The 399-nt window shown below is 71.2% G+C and carries 1 protein-coding gene; it reads left to right on the forward strand.

Going from position 1 to position 399, the window contains the following annotated elements:
• On the forward strand, nucleotides 1-382 hold a 382-nt coding region (locus tag G4D85_RS48645), incomplete at its 5' end, for a DoxX family membrane protein (protein WP_164021968.1).
• Between the last annotated feature and the right edge of the window lie 17 nt (nucleotides 383-399).

Genomic DNA, 399 nt, shown 5'->3' on the forward strand with positions numbered 1-399 from the left:
CTTCCTCGCGCACGCGGGGGCCAAGGCGTTCATCTTCACGCTCGACGGCACCGCCCGCTTCTTCGAGGCCCATGGCTTCCCCGGCTGGACGGCCGGGCCCGTGTTCGCGGCGGAGCTGCTCGGCGGCCTCGCGTTGCTCGCGGGGCTTCGCGTCCGATGGGTGGCGCTCGCGCTGCTCCCGGTGATGCTCGGCGCGCTCAAGTCTCACGTCTCCCTGGGCTGGATGTTCACCAACGAGGGCGGAGGCCGGGAGTACGTCGCGTTCCTCATCCTGTCGCTCATCGCCCAGGCCCTGCTGGGCAATGGTGCGTTCGCGGTAGACGGCCTCCTGTCGCGCAAGAGCGCCGCTCAGGGCTCGGCCGCCCAGACCTCGACTTCGTGAGCCCGTGCCCTCGCGAG

It is taken from the genome of Pyxidicoccus trucidator (assembly GCF_010894435.1).
Lineage (GTDB): Bacteria > Myxococcota > Myxococcia > Myxococcales > Myxococcaceae > Myxococcus > Myxococcus trucidator.